The sequence below is a fragment of the Comamonas testosteroni genome, from assembly GCF_014076415.1.
GTDB classification, from domain to species: Bacteria; Pseudomonadota; Gammaproteobacteria; order Burkholderiales; family Burkholderiaceae_C; genus Comamonas; species Comamonas testosteroni_F.
In genome coordinates this window covers 1,303,943-1,322,822 of record NZ_CP043568.1, presented here as the reverse complement: position 1 = coordinate 1,322,822, position 18,880 = coordinate 1,303,943, and the positions used below count along the sequence as shown (strand labels likewise).

Genomic DNA, 18,880 nt, shown 5'->3' with positions numbered 1-18,880 from the left:
GAAAATTGCCCTCCCCTGAACTGAGTCATGGCAATAAAAAAGGCCGCAGATGCGGCCTTGGAAGGGAGAGTGAAGCGCCTTATTTGCGACGTTGCAGCCAGGCGATCAGCTCGCCCATGATGCCCTTGCGGAACAGCAGCACACACAGCACAAAGATCAGGCCGGTGACGATGGTGACCGACTCGCCCAGCGTGCCAAACCATTCCACTCCCGTGGTGTGTGCAAGAAAGGTACCGAACTCGCCGATCTTGTTTTCCAGCGCCACGACGACGGCCGAACCCAGCAACGGACCGGAAAGCGTGCCCAGCCCCCCCATCAGCGTCATCAGGATCACATGGCCGGAGGTGGTCCAGTGCACATCGGACAAGGTGGCAAAGCCCAACACCAGCGTCTTGAGCGAGCCCGCCAAACCTGTCAGTGCAGCCGAGATCACAAAGGCCAGCAGCTTGAAGCGGTTGACGTCATAGCCCAGCGAGATGGCTCGTGGCTCGTTTTCCTTGATGGCCTTGAGCACCTGCCCGAACGGCGAGTGAATGGTGCGCACGATGAGCAAAAAGGCCGCCGCCACGATGATCAGCGCCACGTAGTACATGACCAGGTCGCTGCTCAGATCGATCACGCCGAACAGCTTGCCGCGCGGCACGCCCTGCAGGCCGTCTTCGCCGCCTGTGAACTTGGCCTGCAGCGCGACAAAGAACAGCATCTGCGCCAGCGCCAGCGTGATCATGGAGAAATAAATGCCCTGCCGGCGAATGGCCAGCCAGCCAAAGATCAGGCCCAGCAGAGCGCCGACCACCGTCCCCAGCAACATGCCGACTTCGGGCGTAAAGCCCCAGGCCTTGATGGTGTAGCCCGCCACATAGGCCGCGCCGCCCAGAAACGCGGCGTGGCCGAAGGACAGCAGACCCGTATAGCCCAGCAAGAGATTGAAGGCCGAAGCAAACAGTGCAAAGCACATCAGCTTCATGACAAAAACCGGATAGGCACCGAGGAAGGGCGCGACGATCAGGCCCAGCAGCAGCAGGCCATAGCCCACGGGGGCAATGCGTTGAACAAGCGTCTTGGATTTCATGTCGTGCCCCTCTTATTTTTCTTTACCGAACAAGCCAGCGGGGCGAATCAGCAAAACAATGACCATGATGAAAAACACGACGGTGGACGATGCCTCGGGCCAGAAAACCTTGGTCAGCCCTTCGATGACGCCCAGCGCCAGACCGGTGAGGATGGAGCCCATGATGGAGCCCATGCCGCCGATCACCACCACGGCAAACACCACGATGATCAGGTTCTGCCCCATCAGCGGCGTGACCTGGTAGACGGGAGCGGCCAGCACGCCGGCAAAAGCCGCCAGCGCCGCACCGAAGGCATAGGTCAGCGTGATCATCACGGGCACGTTGACGCCGAAAGCCTCGACCAGGCGCGGGTTTTCGGTGCCGGCACGCAGATAGGCACCGATGCGCGTCTTCTCGATCACAAACCAGGTTGCCACGCACACCACGATGGAAGCCACGACCACCCAGGCACGGTAATTGGGCAGGATCATGAAGCCCAGATTGGTCGCGCCTTCAAGCAGCTCGGGCGTGTCATAGCCCAGGCCCGAGACGCCATATACGGAGCGGAACACCCCCTCGATCAGCAGCGACAGCCCCAGCGTCAGCAGCAGGCCGTAGAGATGATCGAGCTTGTAGATCCAGCGCAGCAAGAAGCGCTCGATCAACACCCCCAGAATCCCCACCAGCACCGGCGACAGGATCAGCATCACCCAGTAGTTGATGCCGAAATAGCTCATGGCCATCCAGGTGCACATGGCCCCCAGCATGAACAGGGCGCCATGCGCAAAGTTGATGACATTGAGCAGGCCGAAGATCACGGCCAGGCCCAGACTCAGAATTGCGTAGAACGAACCGTTGACCAGCCCCAGAAGGAGCTGGCTCATCAGGCCGGGCAATGAAACGCCGAAGATTTCCATGAGAGATACGCTGGTGAGGGTGAGGTGTGCATCAAACCGAAAGAGCCATTACTTCCAGAGCGCGCACTTGGTTTCGGCCTTGGTGGTCCAGACCGTATCTGCAGGCAGCTTGGTCAGCACCTTGAGGTAGTCCCAGGGCTTGGTGGATTCGCTGGGCTTCTTGGCTTCGACCAGATACATATCGTGGGCGAAAGTGCCGTCGGGACGGATCACGCCCTTGCCGTAGAAGTCGTTGATGGGCGTGCTCTTGAGGTGGGCCATCACCTTGTCGGCATTGGTGGTCTTCACCGCTTCGACAGCCTTCAGATAGTTCATCACGGCCGAGTAGTCGGCGGCCTGCACATCGGTAGGCATGCGCTTGGTCTTGGCAAAGAACTTGTTGGCGAACTTGCGCGATTCGTCGTTCATGTCCCAGTACCAGCTGGTGGTGTGCAGCAGGCCTTCGGTGTTCTTCAGACCCAGGCTGTGGATGTCGGTCAGGAAGACCAGCAGACCGGCGGTCTTCATGGTCTTGTTGATGCCGAACTCCTTGGCGGCCTTGATGGCATTGATGGTGTCGCCGCCCGCATTGGCCAGACCCAGGATATGGGCCTTGGAGCTTTGCGCCTGCAGCAGGAAGGACGAGAAGTCCGAAGCATTGAGCGGATGCTTGACCGAGCCCAGCACCTTGCCGCCCTTGGCGTTGATGACCTTGGTGGTGTCGGCCTCCAGAGCCTGGCCGAACGCATAGTCGGCTGTCAGGAAGAACCAGTCCTTGCCGCCGCGATCCACCACCGCACCGCCCGTGCCCTTGGCCAGGGCCACGGTGTCGTAGGCGTAGTGCACGGTATAGGGGTTGCACTGCTCGTTGGTCAGCGCGGAAGAGCCCGCGCCGCTGTTGAAGTGAACGCGCTTTTTCTCGTTGGCGATCTGGGACACCGCCAGCGCCGTGCCGGAGTTGGTGCCGCTGAAGACCATGGAGATACCCTGCGTATCAATCCATTCGCGCACCTTGGAGGCAGCGATGTCGGCCTTGTTCTGGTGGTCTGCGCTGACCAGCTCGATGGGCTGGCCCAGGACCTTGCCACCGAAGTCGTCAATCGCCATCTGCATGGCGACCGCACCGTTCTTGCCCTCCACGTCGGCGTACAGGCTGGACATATCGGTGACGAAACCGATCTTCACCTTTTCCTGGGCCTGGGCCAAGGGGCTGGACAGACCGGCCACGGCCAGCATGCATGAGAGAACGCTCAGTTTTGCTTTCATCTTTATCTCCACGGGTTGGGTCTTTGTTATGAACGAATGGGAATTGCCTGCAGACTCAGACACCCAGCAGCTCGTTGAGCACGGACATCTTCTCGTCCAGTTCGCCGGCTCCGAAGCGCAAGGCGACATGGCCGTGCTCGACCACATAGAAGCGGTCTGCCAGCGGCGCGGCAAAGCGGAAGTTCTGCTCCACCATCACCACGGTGTAGCCCTTTTCGCGCAGCGTGGTGATCATGCGAGCCAGGGTCTGGACGATGACGGGGGCCAGGCCTTCGGAAATCTCGTCGAGCAGCAACAGGCGTGCGCCCGTGCGCAGAATGCGCGCCACGGCCAGCATCTGCTGCTCGCCGCCCGACAGGCGCGTGCCCTGGCTGTTCCTGCGCTCATAGAGATTGGGGAACATCTGGTAGATCTCGTCGATGCTCATCCCCGGCTCGCCGGTCTTGAGCGGCGGCGGCAGCATCAGATTCTCTTCACAGGACAGGCTGGAGAAAATGCCGCGCTCCTCGGGGCAGTAGCCCACGCCCAGGTGGGCGATCTTGTGCGTGGGCATGTGAACGGTTTCCACGCCGTTGATCCTGATCGAGCCCTTGCGCGAGCCGGTCAGCCCCATGATGGCGCGCAGCGTGGAAGTGCGCCCCGCGCCATTGCGGCCCAGCAGGGTCACCACCTCGCCGGGATTGACCACCAGGTCCATGCCGTGCAGCACATGGGACTCGCCATACCAGGCATTGAGTCCCGAAATTTCCAGCGCCGGAGTACTTGTCTTATTCATTGTTCATCTGATCTCAAAACTGGCACGAACCCAAGTCAGAAACACCAAGCAAGGGCCGCCCCGCAGCGATGGTGTTGTCCCCCTCAGGGGGACGCCGCGTGAGCGGCACAGGGGGAGCCACTAATGCGCCCCCTGAAGCTGCCCATCCGTGGTCCCCATATAGGCTTCCATCACCTGCGGATTGCGGGAAACCTCTTCGTAGCGCCCTTCAGCCAGAACGGCGCCGCGCTGCAGCACGGTAATGCGATCAGCGATGGTGGCGATCACCTTCATGTTGTGCTCCACCATCAGGATGGTGCGGCCGGCCGAGACCTTCTTGATGAGCTGCGTCACGCGGTCCACATCTTCGTGGCCCATGCCCTGCGTGGGTTCGTCCAGCAGCATCAGCTCGGGCTCCATGGCCAGCGTGGTCGCAATCTCCAGGGCACGCTTGCGACCATAGGGCAGGTTCACGGTGACTTCATCGGCCAGATCCTGCAGGCCGACTTCGGTCAGCAACTCCATGGCGCGGTCATTGAGCTGATTGAGCGTTTTCTCGCTGGTCCAGAACTGATAGGCCGTGCCCAGCTTGCGCTGCAGGCCGATACGCACGTTCTCCAGCAGGGTGCAGTGCGGAAACACGGCGGAAATCTGAAACGAGCGAATTACGCCGCGCCGCGCAATCTGCGCCGGCGCCTCGCGGGTAATGTCCAGCCCATTGAACTGGATGCTCCCGGAAGTGGGCTCCAGAAACTTGGTCAGCAGATTGAAGCAAGTGGTCTTGCCAGCGCCATTGGGTCCGATCAGCGCGTGAATGGAGCCACGCTGCACGGCCAGATCCACCTTGCTGACGGCGGTAAAGCCTTTGAACTCTTTGGTGAGTTGCCTGGTTTCGAGAATAAGGTCGCTCATGCGCTGGCCGTCAGTCCTGAATGCTGCAAAACAAAGAGGGGAGCAACTTGCTGTGCTTCCTCTGCCTGAGCGGCATCTTGGTCTTTCATGCTGCAGTGCCGCAGCGGGAAACTCCTAGGAATGAAGAGCCATCGGACTCATGCTTTCCCTAATCCTCCATAAAACAAATGGCAAAAATAGAAGTAACTACAAACTTCAAACTCATCGCAACTGCAAGTCACGCCAGAGACAGCGGCATCCCCCCGGAATGTCAGCATCCACTTCGGAATGAGTAAAAAGCTTATGCCTTATATGTATTGCGCTATCAATATTAATAAAACTGGGCGAAATGCACCCCATGGCCCAGCGCTCCCCAGATTGGCCCTGATGCCGTAAACCCTGAGTCGTTCAATTCCCACTGGGGTAACTAGGTTACTAGCCCAATGCCCACAAATATGCTTGCTATTTGTCGCCCTTAAAAACCCAGGGCGACAAAGATTGGCCATACCGCTATTGATTCAGAAGCTATCTGCGCTTTACCCATATTAGGGTCTGTTGAGATTTGATTTTTACCTTCCGGGGTGGCGTCACAATCGCGCTGTGATGCGATACGTTTTGACAGATGAACAATGGGCTCGTATGAGCCCATTGTGTTTAGGGAAGATTGGGGATCGAGGACGCAGTGGCTCCAACAATCGACTGTTCTTGGAAGCAGTGCTTTGGGTTGCGCGTACAGGTAGCCCTTGGCGAGATCTGCCGCCTGAATTTGGCAAGTGGAACACCGTCTTCAAACGGTTTCGCGACTGGGTCAAAGCTGATGTCTTTCAAAAGCTGTTTGACGCGGTCAGCGATCAACCGGACATGGAATACGTGATGGTGGATGCAACGATTGTGCGAGTGCACAGGCATGGACAGGGTGCAAAAGGGGGTCTGCGAGCCAGGCCATAGGTCGCAGTCGAGGTGGTTTGACCACCAAGATATTGGCGCTGACGGATGCCCTTGGAAACTTGATCCGATTTGTGTTGCTGCCAGGCCAACGGCATGATCTTCAAGGTGTAGAACAGCTGCTCGAAGGCATAGACCTGCGGACATTGCTGGCCGACAAAGCGTTTGACGCAGACTGGCTGAAGCAACACTTGCTGGCACAGGGTTGCCAAGTGGTGATTGCACAAAAGGCCAATCGTCGAGCGCCCTTGCAGATTGATATAGAGGTCTACAAGTGGCGGCACTTGATCGAGAACTTCTTTTGCAAGCTCAAGGAGTTCAAGCGCATTGCAATGCGCAGCGACAAGACAGACAGCAGCTTCGCTGCTGTCATCACGCTGGCATCGGCTGTGATCAATTCACGTTAAATCTCAACACGTCCTAGTTTCATATTTTTTTATTTTTGAAGCACATAGCTAGGGTGCGATAGCAGCTATCAAAATATTTGGCCATCGACGTAGAAGTCCGTGTCCAAGAAACCGGCTGCGCTGCTCTTGAGTTCTTGCATGAAAACGCATGGAATAAAACCCCGTGCAGAACTGTTTACTGCAGGTCAACCACAAGGAGAGACCTTATGTTTCGCATCGCTTCTCTGACGCTAGTTTCCGCTGCCCTGCTGGCAGCCTGCTCGAGCGGCCCGGCCGCCCCGGCCAAGTCTCCAGCCACCACCCTCAATGGTGTACTGGTAGGACCGACCCAGATGACGCTCTACGTCTTTGACAAGGATGCCGCAGGCTCCGGCAAAAGCGTCTGCAACGGCGGCTGCGCCACCAACTGGCCGCCTTTGATGGCCCCCGCGAATGCGGCGCCTATCGGCGACTGGGGCGTGGTGATGCGCGACGACGGCAGCAAGCAATGGGCTTACAAAGGCCGCCCCCTCTATCACTGGGCCAAGGATGCCAAGCCCGGCGACAAGACGGGTGACGGCTTCCTCAACAATAGCTGGCATGTCGCCAAGCCTTGAGTGAAGGTCGACGCCGCCCTGGTCCATATTCCCCGCCTACGCCGCTATGCGCGTGCGCTGGCGGGCGATGCCGCGCTGGCAGACGATCTGGTGCAGGACACCCTGGAGCGCGCCTGCCAGAAATGGGCCCTGTGGCAGCCCCCGGCTGCGGCCTCGGCCGAGCAGGTGCAAAAGGCCTTGCTCAGCTGGCTGCTGACCTTGATGCACAACCTCTATGCCAATCAGTGGCAGCAGTCCTCGCGGCATCGCATGGTGGCGCTTGACCAGGCCCAGGACACGCCCCACGACCCCATGCCCAGACTGACGCTGCAGTTGGATCTGGAGCGGGCCCTGTCCCATCTCACGCCGCAGGCCCGCGAGGTATTGCTGCTGATCGGCATGGAGCAGTTCAGCTATGGCGAAGCCGCGCAGATGCTGGGCGTTCCCGTGGGAACGGTGATGTCGCGCCTCTCGCGCGCCCGCGAGCAACTCAGGCGCCTCATGGAAGGAGAAAGACCCGCGACGACCTTGTTGAGGGCTGTCAAATGAAGGAAAGTGCAATGACACCCCAGCGCCCCGACGAAGCCACGCTGCATGCCTGGGTGGATGGAGAGTTGCAGCCCGATGCTGCTGCGGCCGTAGCGCAATGGCTGGCCGAACACCCCGAAGAAGCAGCGCGCATGGCCGCCATTCAGGCCCAGAATGCGGGGCTTCAGGCTCTGCACGTGCAATTGCTCGAAGAGCCGGTTCCACCCCGGCTCATGCTATCCCTGCAAAAGCCGGCGCTGCAATGGCGCTGGCAACATGCGCTGGCCGCAGGCATCATGCTCAGCGTGGGCCTGGGTCTGGGCTATGGTGCGGGCCGGCAAAAATCCGGATTGCTGCCAGCCGACACGGCCGTGCAGTTGCCAGGCTTTGTCCGCGAGGCGGCGGCGGCCCATGCCGTCTATGTGCCCGAGCAGCGCCACCCCGTCGAGGTAGCGGCGCAGCAGCAGGCGCATCTGGTGCAGTGGCTGTCCAAGCGGCTGGGCGTTGCGCTCAAGCCCCCGGTGCTGGAAGCCCAGGGCTTTCATCTCATGGGCGGGCGGCTGCTGCCCGGAGAGACCGGTCAGGCCCGCGCCCAGTTCATGTACGAGGATCAGACCGGCCAACGCGTCACTCTGTATGTCTCGGTGCTCAAACCCGGGACTGCTGCCACCTCCGCCCCCGCCTCGTTTCAATGGAGCAGCGACGGTGCAAGCCATGGTTTCTACTGGATCGACGGCCGGCAAGGCTATGCCTTGAGTGCCTCCCTGCCACGCGAGCGCCTGCAGACTCTGGCCAACGCGGTCTATCAGCAGCTGAACTGAAGCCGCAGATCGCTCACACCCTGAAGAGGAGTGACCCGAGGCAGGATTTGTTATTGCAGGCTGCCGCTGCCGCCTTCGCCACTGGCCGACTCGGGCAAGGCCAGGGGCAGGACGCCAATGCCCTCTTCCAGCAACTCCATGGCCTCCCGGGCACTGGTCTGACCCCGAATGGCGCGTTCCTCGGTTTCACCATAGTGAATGCGACGCGCCTCTTCGGCAAATTTTTTGCCGACGTCCTCGGTATTCTGCGCGACCTGGCGCGACCACTGCATCCAGGCGGCATGAACGGATTGAAGATGTGCCCGCGCCTCGGCACTGATCTCGGGTACGGCGACGGGAAACTCCGGCGCTGCGACAGGCGTTGGTTTCGCAGCCTGGGCAGCTTTGGGCGGCTGTGCGCCCAGATTGAGACGGGGAGCACTCAAGCGCTTGGTCACATCACTGTCGCCGCAAACAGGACACTCCACCAGCTTGCGCTGCAGCTGATTCTGAAAATCATCTTCCGAAGCAAACCAGCCTTCAAAGACATGGCCTGCAGGGCAGTGAAGATCAAGCACTTTCATGGCGCCACTCAACCCTTGCGGTGAACCAGATAGCGATAAACGAAGCCGGGAAATGCCAGCGTCAAAAACAGCGTAGCAGTAATGGCATAAAACTCCCAGCCTTGGGGAGATATCTGACCGGCGCGACGCTCCAGCAACAGACCAAGACCGCCCACCAGCAAGTACAGGGCAATCATTTCCAGCAGACGCACCCACAGCGGCTTGCGACCGGCCATGACGGGGCCGACGATGCCCAGACGCTGGTTGATAAAAGGCAAATTGGCTGCCACAAGGGCAGCCAAGATGATGAGCCAGATAGAGGCGGTTATAGACACAAAGCCATTCCTAGAAAAAGCGATGAGGGCATCAAGCCCTCATCACGTTCGTCTTATCAGGAAGCCAGGGCACGCACAACGGCGTCAGCGCACAAGGCCATCAGACCGCCGGGCAGGATACCCAGCAGCAGAACCAGCGCACCGTTGATAGTCAGCATAACGCGCACATCCAGAGGAGCAGACACGCTGGTGGCAGTGATTGGAGCATCAAAGTACATGACCTTGACCACACGCAGGTAATAGAAGGCACCGATCAGCGACATGATCACGGCAAACACGGCCAGACCGATGTACAGGCTGCTGCCCGAAGCGACCAGGGCCTGCAGCACGGACAGCTTTGCGTAGAAGCCGACCAGCGGAGGAATACCAGCCATGGAGAACAGGCAGATCGCCATCACGCCGGCATACAGCGGGCTGCGCTGGTTCAGGCCGGCCAGATCAGCGATCTCTTCGCTTTCAAAGCCTTCACGGGCCAGCAGCAGGATCACGCCGAAGGAAGCCAGGGCCGTCAGCACATAGGTCACGATGTAGAACATCGCCGAGCTGTAGGCGTTTTCGACGGTGGCAGGATCGACCTTGCCGTCCACCACACCCGACATCAGACCCAGCAGCACAAAGCCCATCTGGGAAATAGTCGAGTAAGCCAGCATGCGCTTGAGGTTGGTCTGCTGCAGACCGGCCAGGTTACCGATGAGCAGCGAGCAGACGGCCAGAACCATCAGCATCTGCTGCCAATCGATGGCCAGCGGCAGCAGGCCGTCCACCAGCAGGCGGATGGTCATGGCAAAGGCAGCCAGCTTGGGCGCGCCACCGATCAGGGCGGTGATGGCGGTAGGTGCACCCTGGTAAACGTCGGGCACCCACATGTGGAAGGGAACCACACCCAGCTTGAAGGCCAGACCAGCGACCACGAAGACCAGACCGAAGACCAGCACCTGGTGCTTGATTTCACCGGAATTGATGGCCTTGAAGACCTGTCCGATATCCAGCGAACCCGTGGCACCGTAGAGCATGGACATGCCGTACAGCAGGAAACCGGAAGCCATGGCACCCAGAACGAAGTACTTCATGGCGGCTTCGACGGACACGGTGTGGTCACGGCGCAGAGCCACCAGCGCATAGCTGGACAGTGTCAGCAACTCCAGGCCCAGATACAGGACCAGGAAATTGTTGCCACTGATCATGATGAACATGCCCAGCAGGGCCAGCATGGACAGTGTGAAGAACTCACCGCCACGCAGCATGTCGCGCTCGGCCGCATAAGGGCGGCCGTAGACCATGGTGATCATCACGGCGATAGTGGCAAAGCACTTGAGCCAGTTGCCCATGGCGTCCGAGACAACCATGTTGCCCCAGCCGTAGAAGGTATTGCCGCTCGCGGCGTACATGCCCTGCATCACCGCCACGACAAGCAGGGTGAGCATGGTCAGAACATAGGTGCCGGTGCGACGGGCGCTCTTGACGCCCAGGTCCACCAAGGCAATGACGCAGGCCATGACCAGGAGAGTGATCTCCGGGTAGATCGCCAGCCAGCTGATGTTGTCAATCATCTCGTGTCTCTCGTTTCAGTCTGGTCAGTTGAGCTTGCTCACAGCCACATGCTTGATGAGCTCTGCCACAGACACATCCATCACATCGGTGAAGGGCTTGGGATACAGACCCATGACCAGCACGGCCGCGGCCAGCAGGCCCAGCACCAGGAATTCGCGGCAGTTGATGTCCTTGAGTTCAGCCACATGGTCGTTGGCCACGGCACCCAGGTACACGCGCTTGTACATCCACAGGGTGTAGGCAGCGCCGAAGATCAGAGCGGTTGCAGCGCCCAGACCAATCCAGAAGTTGTATTGCACGGCACCCAGGATCACCATCCACTCGCCCACAAAACCGGCGGTTGCAGGAAGACCGCAGTTGGCCATGGCGAACAGCAGGGCAAAGGCAGCGAACTTGGGCATGGTGTTGACCACACCCCCGTAAGCGGCGATTTCGCGCGAGTGAACGCGGTCGTACAGCACGCCGATGCACAGGAACATGGCGCCGGACACGAAACCGTGGGCAATCATCTGCACCAGGCCACCGGAGATGCCCAGGTTGTTGAACATGAAGAAGCCCAGGGTCACAAAGCCCATGTGAGCCACGGACGAATAAGCAACCAGCTTCTTCATGTCCTTCTGCACCAGAGCAACCACACCCACATAGATCACGGCAATCAGCGACAGCGTGATCATCAGGCCCGACCACTCATGCGCCGCATCGGGAGCAATGGGCAGGGAGAAGCGCAGGAAACCATAGGCACCCAGCTTCAGCATGATGGCGGCCAGCACGGCGGAGCCGCCTGTAGGGGCTTCAACGTGAACGTCGGGCAGCCAGGTGTGGACCGGGAACATGGGCACCTTCACCGCAAAAGCGGCGAAGAAGGCGAAGAAGATCAGCGTCTGTGCGGTACCGGACAGGGGCAGCTTGTGCCAGTCCAGGATCTCGAAGCTGCCGCCCGACTGGGTGTACAGATAGATCAGAGCGACCAGCGTGAGCAGCGAGCCCATCAAGGTGTACAGGAAGAACTTGAAGGCCGCGTAGATCTTGTTCGGACCACCCCAGATACCGATGATCAGATACATCGGGATCAGAGTCGCTTCGAAGAACACGTAGAACAGCATGCCGTCCAGAGACGCGAACACACCGATCATCAGACCCGACAGGATCAGGAAAGCGGCCATGTACTGGTTGACGCGCTCGGTGATGCTGGTCCAGGAGGCGATCACCACGATGACGGTGATGAAGGCCGTCAGCGGCACAAACCACATGGAGATGCCATCCACGCCCAGGTGGTAGTGGATGTTGAAGCGCTCGATCCAGAGCGCGTTCTCCACAAACTGCATATTGGCAGTCGTGGTGTCGAAGCCGGTGACCAGAGGAATGGTCACCGCAAAACCGATCAGCGCACCGATCAGTGCCAGCCAGCGCACCGCGTTGGCCTGCCCTTCTTTGCTGAAGGCCAGCAGGAGGGCGCCAAAAGCAATCGGCACCCAGATAGAAAGACTCAACAAACCCATTTTTGTTCTTCCCCTACTACTTGTTGAGCCACACGAAGTACGTCATGAGGGCAACGATACCCAGCAGCATGACCAACGCGTAGTGATAGAGATAGCCTGTTTGCAGGCCGCGCACCCACTGACCGAACTTGGCCATGAGCTTCCAGGAGCCGTTCACGATGGCGCCATCGATGATGGCCTGATCGCCGGCCTTCCAGAAGAAGGTACCGAAGGCACGGGAGCCGCGGGCGAAGATGTTCTCGTACACCCAGTCCACGCCGTACTTGCCTTCCAGAACCTGGTAGAGACCAATCTTCTTGGAGAAAGCCATGATGGCGGCAGGAATCTCGGGCTTGACCATGTAGAACACATAGGACACCACCACACCGGCCAGAGCCAGCCAGAACGGTGCAGCCGTGAAGCCGTGCAGCGCCATGGGCACCCAGCCGTGGATCTGCTCGGCCAGTTCGGCCATGGCGCCATGCTTGGAGCCATCGACGTGGATCACGCCCTTGAAGAAGTCGCCAAACAGCATGGGCATCAATGCAATCGCACCAATCACCACCGAAGGAATGGCCAGCAGCACCAGAGGACCGGTCACCACCAGAGGCGACTCGTGGGGCTTGGCATCATGGCCATGGCCGTGGTCGTCATGACCGTGGTGGTCATCATGGTGGGCATCGGGGTTCTGGTCGTAGCGTTCCTTGCCGTGGAAGACGATGAAGTACAGACGGAAGGAGTAGAAAGCCGTGATGAACACACCAGCCAGCACTGCAAAATTGGCAAAGCCGGCAGCAGGCAGGTTGGAAGCATGAACCGCCTCGATGATGGCATCCTTGGAGTAGAAGCCCGAGAAGAACGGCGTGCCGATCAGTGCGAGATTACCCAGCAGGAAGGTGATCCAGGTGATGGGCATGTACTTGCGCACGCCGCCCATCCAGCGGATGTCCTGATTGTGGTGCATGCCCATGATGACGGAGCCGGCACCGAGGAACAGCAGAGCCTTGAAGAAGGCGTGGGTCATCAGGTGGAACACGGACACCGAGTAGGCCGACACACCCAGAGCGATGGTCATGTAGCCCAGCTGGGACAGCGTGGAGTACGCAATCACGCGCTTGATGTCGTTCTGGATGATGCCCAGGATACCCATGAACAGCGCTGTGATGGAGCCGATCACCAGGATGAAGTTCAGCGCAACATCCGACAGCTCATACAGAGGGGACATGCGCGACACCATGAAGATACCAGCCGTCACCATGGTCGCCGCGTGAATCAGCGCGGAGATAGGTGTGGGGCCTTCCATGGAGTCCGGCAGCCAGGCGTGCAGCGGGAACTGGGCCGACTTGCCCATCGCGCCGATGAACAGGCAGATGGCAGTCACGGTCACCAGCAGCCAGCCCGTACCGGGCAGCTGGGTGTTCTGGATCTCGGGCAGCTTGGCGAAGATTTCAGAGTAGTTCAGCGTGCCGGTGTAGGCAGCGATCAAGCCGATACCCAGAATGAAGCCGAAGTCACCCACGCGGTTGACCAGGAAGGCCTTCAGGTTCGCGAAGATGGCCGTGGGCTTCTTGTAGTAAAAGCCGATCAGCAGATAGGACACCAGACCCACGGCTTCCCAGCCGAAGAACAGCTGCAGCAGGTTGTTGCTCATCACGAGCATCAACATGGAGAAGGTGAACAGCGAGATATAGGAGAAGAAACGGTTGTAGCCGTCATCCTCTTCCATGTAGCCCATGGTGTAGATGTGAACCATCAGCGACACAAAGGTCACCACGCACATCATCATGGCCGTGATGGAGTCGATCAGGAAACCGACTTCCATCTTCAGGCCACCGACAACCATCCAGGTGTAGATGGTTTCGTTGAACTTTGCGCCGTCGAACACGACAGCCTGGAACGTGAGAGCCGACAGAACGAAGGCCAGGAGCACGCTCAGAATCGTCAGGGAACTGCTGCCGGTGCGACCAATCTTGTTGCCGCCAAAGGCCGTGCCCCAGATACCCGCGAGTGCGGAGCCGACCAGCGGTGCCAACGGCACCGCAAGCAGCATGGATGCAGAAAGGGTTTGACTCATTTCTTGAGAACCTTGCAAGTTACGGCGGACTCAACCCTTGAGGGCGTTGAGATCTTCCGCATCGATGCTTGTCTTGTTACGGAACAACAGCACCAAGATCGCCAGACCGATGGCCGATTCAGCAGCAGCCACTGTCAGGATGAAAAACACGAACACCTGGCCGTGCATGTCGCCCAGATAGCTGGAAAACGCGACAAAGTTCATGTTCACGGCCAGCAGCATCAGCTCGATGGCCATGAGCAAGACGATCAGGTTCTTGCGGTTCAGAAAGATGCCAACCACGGAGAGTGCAAACAGCATGGCACCCAGCGTCAGGAAGTGGCCCAAAGTCAGCGTCATGCTTTTGTCTCCACAGCAGGCGCTGCAGCCGCGGCTTCAGCGTCAGGTTTTTGTGCAGGCTTGGTGCTGTCGACCTTGACCAGCTTGATGCGGTCAGAGGCACGTACACGAATTTGATCTGCAGGGTTCATGGCCTTGCTGTCCTTGCGCTTGCGCAGCGTCAGGGCAATTGCGGCAATCATGGCCACCAGCAGGATCACGGCCGCGATTTCCACGGGATACAGGTATTCCGTGTACAGCAGCTTGCCCAGAGCCTGTGTGTTCGAGTAAGGAACGGTCTGGCCGGCGGCATTGACCATGGTCGCACCAACCGCCTTGGCGTCTTCAACGTCGCCGAAGCCGCCCATCAGCACCATGCCCATTTCAAAGGCGATCAGCACACCGATCAGGGCGGCGAACGGGAAATGCTTCCAGAAGCCGCGGCGCATGGAGTCGATACGGATATCGAGCATCATCACCACGAACAGGAACAGCACCATCACGGCGCCCAGATAGACCAGCACCAGAGCGATGCCGAGGAATTCAGCCTTGAGCAGCAGCCAGATGGCTGCCGCTTGCGAGAAGGCCAGAATCAGATTGAGCACGGCGTGCACAGGGTTGCGAGCCGTGACAACCCGGAAGGCTGCAAACAGCAGCACGACCGAGAACAGATAGAAAAAACCAGTTTTGGCGTCCATGGATCGAATCTTTTCAAGTGATCAAGGAGCCGCTTCAGCGGTACTTGGCATCTGCTGCCTTGTTGGCAGCGATCTCGGCTTCATAACGGTCACCCACTGCCAGGAGCATGTCCTTGGTGAAGTAGAGATCACCGCGCTTTTCGCCGTGGTATTCGAAGATGTGCGTCTCCACGATGGAATCCACCGGGCAGCTTTCTTCGCAGAAGCCGCAGAAGATGCACTTGGTCAGATCGATGTCGTAGCGCGTGGTACGGCGCGAGCCGTCGTCACGCACATCGGACTCGATGGTGATGGCCATGGCAGGGCACACGGCTTCGCAAAGCTTGCAGGCAATGCAGCGCTCTTCGCCGTTTTCATAACGGCGCAGGGCGTGCAGACCACGGAAGCGTGGCGATTGAGGTGTTTTTTCCTCAGGGAACTGCACCGTGATCTTGCGACGGAAGGTGTAGCGACCAGTCAGGGCCATGCCCTTGGCCAGTTCCCAGAGCATGAAGCTCTTGAGGAAATCCTTGAAGGAGAAAGGTGTTGCAGCTACTGCAGACATACGTACTCCGCTTATTTCCAGATGTTCCAGGGCGAGTACAGCCAAGCACCCACAACCACCAGCCACACCAGGGTGACGGGAATGAAGATCTTCCAACCCAGACGCATGATCTGGTCATAACGGAAGCGCGGGAAGGTAGCGCGAATCCAGATGAAGCACGACACCACCAGGAAGGTCTTGATCGCCAGCCAGATCCAACCGGGGATGAAGCCCAGGAAGTCGAACGGAGGCAACCAGCCGCCCAGGAACATGATCACGGCCAGGATGGAGACCAGCCACATGCTCGCGTATTCGGCCAGGAAGAAGACCGCAAAGCCCATGCCCGAGTACTCGACCATGTGACCGGCCACGATTTCGGCTTCGCCTTCAACCACGTCAAACGGATGACGGTTGGTTTCGGCAACGACCGAGATCAGGTAGACGATGAAGATGGGCAGCAGCGGCAGCCAGTTCCAGGACAGGATGCTCATGCCCATGGACGCGAACTGACCCTGACCCTGGCTCATCACGATGGCCGACAGATTCATGCTGCCCGTGACCATGATGACCACCAGGAAACAGAAGCCCAGCGCGATTTCGTAGCTCACCATCTGAGCCGAGGCACGCAGCGCGCCCAGGAAGGCGTACTTGGAGTTGGAAGCCCAGCCCGCAATGATCACGCCATAGACTTCGATGGAAGTGATGGCCATCAGCAGCAGCAGGCCCGCGTTCACGTTGGCCAGGGCCACATCGGGAGCAAAGGGAATCACCACCCAGGCCGCCAGGGCCGGCATGATGGCCATGACCGGGCCCACATAGAACAGGCCCTTGGCAGCTGCCGTGGGCTGAATCAGTTCCTTGGTCAGCAGCTTCAGGCCGTCAGCCAGAGGCTGCAGCAGACCCGAAGGACCCACGCGGTTGGGGCCCAGACGGATTTGCATGAAACCCAGCAGCTTGCGTTCCCACAGCGTGAGGTAGGCCACGGCACCCATCAGGGGAGCCACGATGGCCACGATGCCGAGCAGAATCCAGATGACGGGCCAGGCCACATCGGTCCAGAAAGGAGCGGCGGACAGGCCCGCGCCCCAGGCTTTCAATGCGTCGATCATGCGGCGCCTCCCTCACGAACCTGACGAGCGTCAGCCGTCAATTGCAGCGACGTAGCGCGGCGCACGATGCTGTCGAGCTGGTAAATGCTGGCGACTGCAGGCGCAGTCACATTGCCGGCGGGCACTGCGCTCACGGCCTGGGCCGCATTGCTCAGCACATTGGCGGGCACTTGGGCAGCGCCGCCAGTGGCCTCAGCCAGCACGTCCTGCGACGTTTCGTAGTCCACGCCCGGCACACCCATCAGGTTGGCCAGCACGCGCAACACCTTCCATGCGGGACGCGTGTCGGCCAGAGGCTTGACCACGGCGTGGAAGCTCTGCAGACGGCCTTCGGCGTTGACGAAGCTGCCCGAGGTTTCCGTGAACGGAGCAATGGGCAGCAGCACATCGCTGAATTCGAGGTTGGCCTTGAAGGGGCTCAGAGTCACCACCATCTCGGCCTTGTTCAGACCGGCGATGGCGGCCTTGCCGGCAGCGCTGTCGAACTCGGGCTCGTTGTTCAGCAAGATGGCAGCCTTCAGGCCACCGCCGATCATCTGAGCCGCATTCAGACCATTGCCAGCAGGCACGGCCTTGACCCATTGTGCGCCCACGGTGTTGGCGGCTTCGGTCAGATAGCCCACGGCAGCGCCGGTCTGTTGTGCAATCCAGTTGGCCAGGGCCAGCAGTGCGGAAGCCTGGGCATGGTGTGCTGCGGCATTGCCCAGCAGCACGGCCTTTTGCTCACCGGCCAGCAGTGCAGCAGCAATCGCCTTGGCTTCGTCGTGAGCCTGACCGGCCACGGGAGCCGTCACGCCCTTGGCCTCGGCCACGGCAGCGGCCACATCGGCCAGAGCCTGAGCCCAGTCGCCGGCAGCGACCACCGATGCGTTGACGGGCAAGGCCCAGTCATAGACGCGATCGTTGATGGCGAAGACTTTGCAGCCCTTCTTGGCAGCCTGGCGAATGCGCTGTGCGAACAGCGGATGATCCTTGCGCAGGTTGGAGCCCACGATCAGAGCCGACTGCAGATTGCTCAATGCAGCGATGGGCAGACCCAGCCACTGCACGCCTTGCGTAACAGCGAACTCGGCATTGCGCAGACGGTAGTCGATGTTCTCGCTACCGATGCCACGCACCAGCTTGCCGGCCAGGAACAGTTCCTCCACCGTGCTGTGAGGGCTGACCAGAGCACCAATGGCGCTGGCGCCATGGTTGCTCTTGATCTGCTGCAGGCCGTTGGCCACATATTCCAGAGCGGTCTGCCAGTCGACTTCCTTCCACTCGCCACCCTGCTTGAGCATGGGCTTGGTGAGGCGTTCGTCGCTGTTCAGCGCTTCGTAGGAGAAGCGGTCACGGTCGGCAATCCAGCATTCGTTGACTTCTTCGTTCTCGAAGGGCACAACGCGCATGACCTTGTGGTTCTTGACCTGAACGATCAGGTTGGAGCCTGTGGAGTCGTGCGGAGCCACCGACTTGCGGCGCGACAGTTCCCAGGTACGGGCGCTGTAGCGGAAGGGCTTGCTGGTCAACGCGCCCACGGGGCAGATGTCGATCATATTGCCCGACAGCTCGGAGTCCACGCTATCGCCCACCACGGTGGTGATCTCGGAGTGCTCGCCGCGGTGAATCATGCCCAGTTCCATGACGCCGGCCACTTCCTGGCCAAAGCGCACGCAACGTGTGCAGTGAATGCAGCGGCTCATTTCCTCCATGGAAATCAGCGGCCCCACGTTCTTGTGGAACACCACGCGCTTTTCCTCCTCGTAGCGCGAAGAGCTGCTGCCATAACCCACTGCCAAGTCCTGGAGCTGGCATTCGCCGCCCTGGTCGCAGATGGGGCAGTCCAGGGGGTGATTGATGAGCAGAAACTCCATCACCGACTGTTGTGCCTTGATGGCCTTCTCGCTCTTGGTGCGCACGATCATGCCTTGCGTCACGGGCGTGGCGCAGGCGGGCATGGGCTTGGGAGCCTTTTCCACATCCACAAGGCACATGCGGCAGTTGGCCGCAATGGATAGCTTCTTGTGGTAGCAGAAGTGAGGAATGTAGGTGCCGGCCTTCTCGGCTGCATGCATGACCATGCTGCCTTCCGTCACCTCGACCTTTTTTCCGTCCAGTTCAATTTCAACCATATG

Annotated in this window: 19 protein-coding genes; 4 read left to right on the top strand and 15 right to left on the bottom strand. The window is 59.6% G+C overall.

From position 1 onward, the window contains the following. Window positions 1-79: 79 nt before the first annotated feature. The 5 genes from F0P97_RS06025 to F0P97_RS06005 form a co-directional block, all read right to left on the bottom strand. Window positions 80-1,072 (bottom strand): branched-chain amino acid ABC transporter permease, encoded by a 993-nt coding sequence (locus tag F0P97_RS06025; RefSeq protein WP_003076467.1) that lies wholly within the window; start codon window positions 1,070-1,072, stop codon window positions 80-82. Between the two features lie 12 nt (window positions 1,073-1,084). Next, a complete protein-coding gene (locus F0P97_RS06020) occupies window positions 1,085-1,969 on the bottom strand; it encodes a branched-chain amino acid ABC transporter permease (protein WP_003057801.1) in 885 nt (294 codons plus the stop codon). A gap of 48 nt (window positions 1,970-2,017) precedes the next feature. Beyond that, window positions 2,018-3,214 carry an ABC transporter substrate-binding protein gene (locus F0P97_RS06015; RefSeq protein ID WP_034378762.1) on the bottom strand — a complete coding sequence of 399 codons (1,197 nt, stop codon included), beginning with the start codon at window positions 3,212-3,214 and terminating at the stop codon, window positions 2,018-2,020. Window positions 3,215-3,269: 55 nt separating this feature from the next. Beyond that, a complete protein-coding gene (locus F0P97_RS06010) occupies window positions 3,270-3,989 on the bottom strand; it encodes an ABC transporter ATP-binding protein (RefSeq protein ID WP_182286039.1) in 720 nt (239 codons plus the stop codon). A gap of 120 nt (window positions 3,990-4,109) precedes the next feature. Further along, entirely contained in the window at window positions 4,110-4,880 is a 771-nt protein-coding gene (locus F0P97_RS06005) for an ABC transporter ATP-binding protein (RefSeq protein ID WP_003064407.1), read from the bottom strand. A gap of 582 nt (window positions 4,881-5,462) precedes the next feature. Between F0P97_RS06005 and F0P97_RS06000 the strand changes: the two genes are divergently transcribed. From F0P97_RS06000 to F0P97_RS05985, 4 genes are all read left to right on the top strand, one after another. Beyond that, window positions 5,463-6,211, top strand: a protein-coding gene (locus tag F0P97_RS06000) for an IS5 family transposase (RefSeq protein ID WP_420093890.1) whose coding sequence is annotated in 2 segments (ribosomal slippage) — window positions 5,463-5,790 and window positions 5,790-6,211 — 750 coding nt in all. Because the reading frame shifts where the segments join, the coding sequence is not laid out codon by codon here. A 206-nt stretch (window positions 6,212-6,417) separates the two neighbouring features. Beyond that, the gene (locus F0P97_RS05995) at window positions 6,418-6,807 is read left to right on the top strand and encodes a hypothetical protein (RefSeq protein ID WP_182286038.1); all 390 of its coding nucleotides are present in this window, start codon (window positions 6,418-6,420) and stop codon (window positions 6,805-6,807) included. Continuing rightward, window positions 6,808-7,335 carry an RNA polymerase sigma factor gene (locus tag F0P97_RS05990; RefSeq protein WP_182286037.1) on the top strand — a complete coding sequence of 176 codons (528 nt, stop codon included), beginning with the start codon at window positions 6,808-6,810 and terminating at the stop codon, window positions 7,333-7,335. 11 nt (window positions 7,336-7,346) lie between these two features. Further along, window positions 7,347-8,135 (top strand): anti-sigma factor family protein, encoded by a 789-nt coding sequence (locus F0P97_RS05985; RefSeq protein WP_182286036.1) that lies wholly within the window; start codon window positions 7,347-7,349, stop codon window positions 8,133-8,135. Window positions 8,136-8,185: 50 nt separating this feature from the next. On the opposite strand, the gene F0P97_RS05980 is transcribed toward F0P97_RS05985, so the two are convergent. From F0P97_RS05980 to nuoG, 10 genes are read right to left on the bottom strand one after another with little or no spacing between them, the layout of a single operon-like run. Then, window positions 8,186-8,698: a DUF1178 family protein gene (locus F0P97_RS05980; protein WP_182286035.1), complete on the bottom strand. Its 513-nt coding sequence runs from the start codon at window positions 8,696-8,698 to the stop codon at window positions 8,186-8,188. An 8-nt stretch (window positions 8,699-8,706) separates the two neighbouring features. Continuing rightward, a complete protein-coding gene (locus F0P97_RS05975) occupies window positions 8,707-9,012 on the bottom strand; it encodes a DUF2818 family protein (RefSeq protein WP_003057814.1) in 306 nt (101 codons plus the stop codon). A gap of 56 nt (window positions 9,013-9,068) precedes the next feature. Further along, window positions 9,069-10,562, bottom strand: coding sequence for an NADH-quinone oxidoreductase subunit NuoN (gene nuoN / locus F0P97_RS05970; protein WP_182286034.1), 1,494 nt, complete (start codon window positions 10,560-10,562; stop codon window positions 9,069-9,071). 24 nt (window positions 10,563-10,586) lie between these two features. Continuing rightward, the gene (locus F0P97_RS05965; RefSeq protein WP_182286033.1) at window positions 10,587-12,062 is read right to left on the bottom strand and encodes an NADH-quinone oxidoreductase subunit M; all 1,476 of its coding nucleotides are present in this window, start codon (window positions 12,060-12,062) and stop codon (window positions 10,587-10,589) included. A 16-nt stretch (window positions 12,063-12,078) separates the two neighbouring features. Then, window positions 12,079-14,115 (bottom strand): NADH-quinone oxidoreductase subunit L, encoded by a 2,037-nt coding sequence (nuoL, locus tag F0P97_RS05960; RefSeq protein ID WP_182286032.1) that lies wholly within the window; start codon window positions 14,113-14,115, stop codon window positions 12,079-12,081. Between the two features lie 30 nt (window positions 14,116-14,145). Next, window positions 14,146-14,454, bottom strand: a complete 309-nt coding sequence (nuoK, locus tag F0P97_RS05955; protein WP_003057821.1) for an NADH-quinone oxidoreductase subunit NuoK — start codon at window positions 14,452-14,454, stop codon at window positions 14,146-14,148. Next, entirely contained in the window at window positions 14,451-15,131 is a 681-nt protein-coding gene (locus F0P97_RS05950; protein WP_003076492.1) for an NADH-quinone oxidoreductase subunit J, read from the bottom strand. Before F0P97_RS05950 ends, nuoK begins: the two co-directional genes overlap by 4 nt. A gap of 34 nt (window positions 15,132-15,165) precedes the next feature. Beyond that, on the bottom strand, window positions 15,166-15,675 hold the full coding sequence (gene nuoI, locus F0P97_RS05945) for an NADH-quinone oxidoreductase subunit NuoI (RefSeq protein ID WP_003057824.1): 510 nt from the start codon (window positions 15,673-15,675) through the stop codon (window positions 15,166-15,168). 11 nt (window positions 15,676-15,686) lie between these two features. After that, window positions 15,687-16,763: an NADH-quinone oxidoreductase subunit NuoH gene (gene nuoH, locus F0P97_RS05940; RefSeq protein WP_003057825.1), complete on the bottom strand. Its 1,077-nt coding sequence runs from the start codon at window positions 16,761-16,763 to the stop codon at window positions 15,687-15,689. Then, window positions 16,760-18,877: an NADH-quinone oxidoreductase subunit NuoG gene (nuoG, locus tag F0P97_RS05935; protein WP_182286031.1), complete on the bottom strand. Its 2,118-nt coding sequence runs from the start codon at window positions 18,875-18,877 to the stop codon at window positions 16,760-16,762. The genes nuoH and nuoG overlap by 4 nt, the downstream gene beginning before the upstream one ends. Between the last annotated feature and the right edge of the window lie 3 nt (window positions 18,878-18,880).

Excerpts from the sequence above, each read along its gene's own strand:
- F0P97_RS06015 (WP_034378762.1), bottom strand. The coding sequence starts at position 3,214 with ATGAAAGCAAAACTGAGCGTTCTCTCATGCATGCTGGCCGTGGCCGGT.
- nuoI (WP_003057824.1), bottom strand. The coding sequence starts at position 15,675 with ATGTCTGCAGTAGCTGCAACACCTTTCTCCTTCAAGGATTTCCTCAAG.
- F0P97_RS06005 (WP_003064407.1), bottom strand. The coding sequence starts at position 4,880 with ATGAGCGACCTTATTCTCGAAACCAGGCAACTCACCAAAGAGTTCAAA.
- F0P97_RS06020 (WP_003057801.1), bottom strand. The coding sequence starts at position 1,969 with ATGGAAATCTTCGGCGTTTCATTGCCCGGCCTGATGAGCCAGCTCCTT.
- nuoH (WP_003057825.1), bottom strand. The coding sequence starts at position 16,763 with ATGATCGACGCATTGAAAGCCTGGGGCGCGGGCCTGTCCGCCGCTCCT.
- F0P97_RS06010 (WP_182286039.1), bottom strand. The coding sequence starts at position 3,989 with ATGAATAAGACAAGTACTCCGGCGCTGGAAATTTCGGGACTCAATGCC.
- nuoN (WP_182286034.1), bottom strand. The coding sequence starts at position 10,562 with ATGATTGACAACATCAGCTGGCTGGCGATCTACCCGGAGATCACTCTC.
- F0P97_RS05950 (WP_003076492.1), bottom strand. The coding sequence starts at position 15,131 with ATGGACGCCAAAACTGGTTTTTTCTATCTGTTCTCGGTCGTGCTGCTG.
- F0P97_RS06025 (WP_003076467.1), bottom strand. The coding sequence starts at position 1,072 with ATGAAATCCAAGACGCTTGTTCAACGCATTGCCCCCGTGGGCTATGGC.
- nuoK (WP_003057821.1), bottom strand. The coding sequence starts at position 14,454 with ATGACGCTGACTTTGGGCCACTTCCTGACGCTGGGTGCCATGCTGTTT.
- nuoG (WP_182286031.1), bottom strand. The coding sequence starts at position 18,877 with ATGGTTGAAATTGAACTGGACGGAAAAAAGGTCGAGGTGACGGAAGGC.
- F0P97_RS05995 (WP_182286038.1), top strand. The coding sequence starts at position 6,418 with ATGTTTCGCATCGCTTCTCTGACGCTAGTTTCCGCTGCCCTGCTGGCA.
- F0P97_RS05980 (WP_182286035.1), bottom strand. The coding sequence starts at position 8,698 with ATGAAAGTGCTTGATCTTCACTGCCCTGCAGGCCATGTCTTTGAAGGC.
- F0P97_RS05965 (WP_182286033.1), bottom strand. The coding sequence starts at position 12,062 with ATGGGTTTGTTGAGTCTTTCTATCTGGGTGCCGATTGCTTTTGGCGCC.
- nuoL (WP_182286032.1), bottom strand. The coding sequence starts at position 14,115 with ATGAGTCAAACCCTTTCTGCATCCATGCTGCTTGCGGTGCCGTTGGCA.
- F0P97_RS05985 (WP_182286036.1), top strand. The coding sequence starts at position 7,347 with ATGACACCCCAGCGCCCCGACGAAGCCACGCTGCATGCCTGGGTGGAT.